Annotated in this window: 5 protein-coding genes; 2 read left to right on the forward strand and 3 right to left on the reverse strand. The window is 43.0% G+C overall.

What is annotated here, in order from left to right; translation table 11 throughout:
- Positions 1-163: 163 nt before the first annotated feature.
- Positions 164-391 carry a hypothetical protein gene (locus ACED53_RS22955; RefSeq protein WP_080518039.1) on the reverse strand — a complete coding sequence of 76 codons (228 nt, stop codon included), beginning with the start codon at positions 389-391 and terminating at the stop codon, positions 164-166.
- Positions 392-787: 396 nt separating this feature from the next.
- Here ACED53_RS22955 and ACED53_RS22960 point away from each other — a divergent pair, with 396 nt between their 5' ends.
- Positions 788-1402 (forward strand): YitT family protein, encoded by a 615-nt coding sequence (locus tag ACED53_RS22960; RefSeq protein WP_017065874.1) that lies wholly within the window; start codon positions 788-790, stop codon positions 1400-1402.
- A gap of 126 nt (positions 1403-1528) precedes the next feature.
- On the opposite strand, the gene sigZ is transcribed toward ACED53_RS22960, so the two are convergent.
- Positions 1529-2143 carry an RNA polymerase sigma factor SigZ gene (gene sigZ / locus ACED53_RS22965; protein ID WP_017101656.1) on the reverse strand — a complete coding sequence of 205 codons (615 nt, stop codon included), beginning with the start codon at positions 2141-2143 and terminating at the stop codon, positions 1529-1531.
- Positions 2127-2423: a helix-turn-helix transcriptional regulator gene (locus ACED53_RS22970; RefSeq protein ID WP_004733042.1), complete on the reverse strand. Its 297-nt coding sequence runs from the start codon at positions 2421-2423 to the stop codon at positions 2127-2129. Before ACED53_RS22970 ends, sigZ begins: the two co-directional genes overlap by 17 nt.
- Positions 2424-2656: 233 nt before the next feature.
- Between ACED53_RS22970 and ACED53_RS22975 the strand changes: the two genes are divergently transcribed.
- Positions 2657-3757 carry a permease gene (locus tag ACED53_RS22975; RefSeq protein WP_029225575.1) on the forward strand — a complete coding sequence of 367 codons (1101 nt, stop codon included), beginning with the start codon at positions 2657-2659 and terminating at the stop codon, positions 3755-3757.
- Positions 3758-3880 lie beyond the last annotated feature (123 nt).

The following is a 3880-nucleotide window of genomic DNA, read 5'->3' on the forward strand; positions in this document are numbered from 1 at the left end:
GCTGATCAGATCGTAGGTTCTTGATTTAGTTCCATTGAATTACGCAACAAAGCCTCATGAAAATGCCGAATGATTGTCTGATCCCTAGACTGATAATAAGTGTGCCGATCCCAAGCCATACCAGTAAAGGAAAACGGAAAATGCTCATTCTAATACTCTTAAATTAATGGTGGTGATGTGAGTGGTCTTGCGCTGACATGTGTTGGTCAGTCATCTTATTATGGTGTTCGTGCCCGGAATGCTCATGCGCTGACTGCTGGTGGCATCCACTGCTAACGGCATGCTGAGCCAAGAGATCAATCAATGGCTGACTGTGATGCACAATTACCAAACTAATAACAAGGAATAGCGTCATTCTGGCGAGTTGGGCAAAAAGAGATTGTGAAAACATAAGGTGTTTACATGCGCTCAATGTTGTAAGAAGTCGCGCATCATAATGACGAGTAGGGTATGTATCAAATGACCTTTTGTGATTTAGTCTATGCGTTTTATGCATAGATTTAAGCATCGCTGGAATTGGAATGAAACGTAGCTAATAAATAGGAAAACACGAAGCTGGCTGATTATGTGGTAGAAGCGGAGAATTTAGGATGGATATTTGATTTTTTAGATATAACTGCTTGCTTTAGTGAAGTATTTTAAAGCCTGTAAAAACGAGTATACAAATTAATCACTCAGTAACACTGCGCAATTACTCGACTTATCTGTTAAACATCGTAAATTTGTACTTCAATCGTTTCAACGGGACTGAAACGCGATGTTAAAAGATTCAGGGAGAGTCATTCACATGGATAAAGATCATAACCTTCGCGAAAACTTACTGGCACTGATCTTAGGTAGCGCGCTAGTGTCACTCGGCGTTATCTTTTTCAATCAAGTCGGTTTGCTCACCGGAGGCACGGCTGGTCTAGCGATCTTCATTACCAAAGTGACAGATTTGAGCTTTGGCCAAGTGTTCTTCGCACTTAACTTACCTTTCTATATTTTGTCGGTTGCTCGTATGGGCTGGCGCTTCACCATCAATACGTTTATCGCGGTTTCGATTGTTTCGTTCGCCGTGGATCACTTGTATCACGTGATTCAAATTGCCGAAATTCATGCATTGTATGCAGCTTTACTTGGTGGTGGCTTGATTGGTACCGGCATGTTGGTGATCTTCCGTCATAAAATGAGCTTAGGTGGCTTCAACATTCTGGCGCTGTTCTTACAAGAACGTTTTGGTATTCGAGCGGGTAAGGTTCAGATGGCACTAGATTGTACGATTGTTGTGCTTTCACTGTTTATCGTTGATGTGTCGCTGGTTCTGTTGTCTGTACTGGGCGCAATCGTCACCAACTTGATTTTGGCGATGAACCATAAACCGGGGCGCTATCAACCAGTTGTTAAAGCGGAAGCGGCGTAGTTCGGTACGATCAAGCACTAGGTTCGCTTAAGCATTAGATTCGCTTAAGCAAAGCGTGATTTGCAGATTATGAAAACAACAAAGCTAGCATCAATTGCTGGCTTTGTTCTATTTTAGGGATGGCTATTAGCACTTACTGCAATCGTTGTCTGGCTTAAGCTCGCAATCAATCACATTGCCTTGTTGATCGAGTGACAGGTTACAGCACTCTTCAAACAAGTTCTTAAGATCCCCGCGGCTTTTCTGAACACGAGACTTAACGGTTGAGTAGCTGATATTTTGCGCCTCTGCGATCTCTTTCTGGCTTTGGCCTTTGATGTCGACGGCAAGCAGTAGCGATGAACTTTTTTCTGGCAGTGCTTGAATAAAAGGTTCGATACACAATGAAAGCTTCTGCTTAAATTCAGAGTCGTGGTCTAAATCGGTAAACCACAGATCTTCAGCATCAATTTGGCTATCGCGTTGTTGGCGTGCATGCTTTCGGTAGAAGTCGATAATGGTGTTGTTGGCTAACTGGAACAGCCAAGCCTTAACACTGCTCGCATCTTGTACCTTATCTAAGTTCTGATAGGTCTTAATCAAGATATCTTGGAGCAAGTCGTCTACATCGGCGGTATTGTTGACCTTTGAATGCAGGAATGACTTTAATGCTTGCTGATACTCGGCCCAGACTTGCTCGAGCTTCAAAGGTGCCTTATTCAAAGTTGCCTTGTTCAAAGGTGCATTAGTTGCACTGTTCATTTACGCAACACTCGTCTTGTAAGAAATCAATCACACCTTCTAGGCATTCATACTCCGCCACGCAGAATAGAGTTCTTCCTTCTCGTCTTTGGCTGATTAGGCCCGCAGACGCCAAGCTGGATATGTGGTGAGACAAGGTAGAACCGGGAATGCCTAGCTCTTCTTGTAGGCCGCCAACTGCAATGCCTTGGTAGCCAGCTTTAACGACACTCTTATAAATAGTTAGACGAATAGGGTGCCCCAACTCTTTAAGTGCTTTCGCAACGACTTCTAAGTTCATATTAACTCCTCAAGATTTAATTTCGATGTTAGTCGAAATGTATGTCGAATTCAAATTTAAAAACGGTGGCTGTGTAAGTCATTGAAAAAATGTGTTTTCGAAAATCATTTCGATTCTTATCGAAATAAAGCTTGATCTGGAGCTGTTTATTTCTATAATTCGAGAATATTCGAAATTAAGGGTTGGTTACTTTTCTCATAGAGCCCGGCCTTCAATCCAGTTTGGAGTTAATTATGAGCAATGAAATGTTAACAATGCTAAAAGACGCACTTGATATGTTCGCTTTCTTAGCAGTAGAGCTAATTATCCTTTTCTTAGCGATCAGCTACATTGTTGGGATTCTGCAAGAGTTCCTTACACCAGAAAAGATTCAATCTATCCTGAGCTCACGTAATGGTAAGGGGTATGTGGTTGCTGCACTATTGGGTGCAATTACACCTTTCTGTTCATGTTCTACCATTCCTTTCCTTAAAGGATTGCTGCGTGCAAGAGCGGGTTTCGGTCCAATGATGGTGTTCCTATTTGGTAGCCCGCTATTGAACCCAGTGATCATTGGTTTGTTTGTGATTACCTTCGGTTGGCAAGTCGCGGTGTTCTACTTCCTTGTAGCAATGACGGTATCGGTAGTGGCAGGTTACGCACTTGAGAAGCTTGGCTTTGAGCGTTACGTAAAACCTGAAGCGTATGAATCGACAGGTTCTGCTTCAAACTGTGGCACTAGCTGTGGTGATTCTGCTCCTAAGAAAGCAGCGCCAGCGAAGGTAGAGTCTTCATGTGGTACAAGTGCATGTGGTGAACCTGCACCAGTAATGGCAAAAGAAACGTCTTGCTGTGATTCGAAAAAAGAAGAGCCACAAGTGACCGTTTCATGCTGTTCAGCGGATGGAAGCGCAACAGCTGAAATCGTAGAGAAGAAAGAACCTAGCCGTTGGATGAGAATTTGGTTCTCAACTTGGAAAGACTTCAAACAAGTTTTCCCTTACCTAATGATGGGTATCGCGATTGGTTCATTCATCTACGGCTTCATTCCTACAGACCTAATTGCACAGTACGCTGGTGAAGGTATGTGGTATGCAATTCCTGTAGCAGCTGTAATTGGTATTCCACTGTACATTCGTGCTGAAGCAGTAATCCCACTAAGTGCTGCTCTAGTACAAAAAGGTATGGCGCTAGGTTCGGTTATGGCATTGATCATTGGTAGTGCGGGGGCAAGTTTGACGGAAGTTATCCTGCTTAAATCAATCTTCAAGAACCAAATGATTGCGGCATTCCTATTCGTTATCCTAAGCATGGCGATGGGTGCAGGCTTCCTATACAGCTTCATCTTTGGTTAATCGGGTCTGATTCCTAGATAACTCCATTGATAGCAAGATATAGATAATAAAAAAAGAGCTCACTTAGTTGAGTAATGCCGATCAGTTAAAGCCAAAGTGATCGGTTGAAGGATCCTTCCGAGC

This window comes from Vibrio sp. 1F169 (genome assembly GCF_041439605.1).
In the GTDB taxonomy this organism is placed as follows: Bacteria; Pseudomonadota; Gammaproteobacteria; order Enterobacterales; family Vibrionaceae; genus Vibrio; species Vibrio tasmaniensis_A.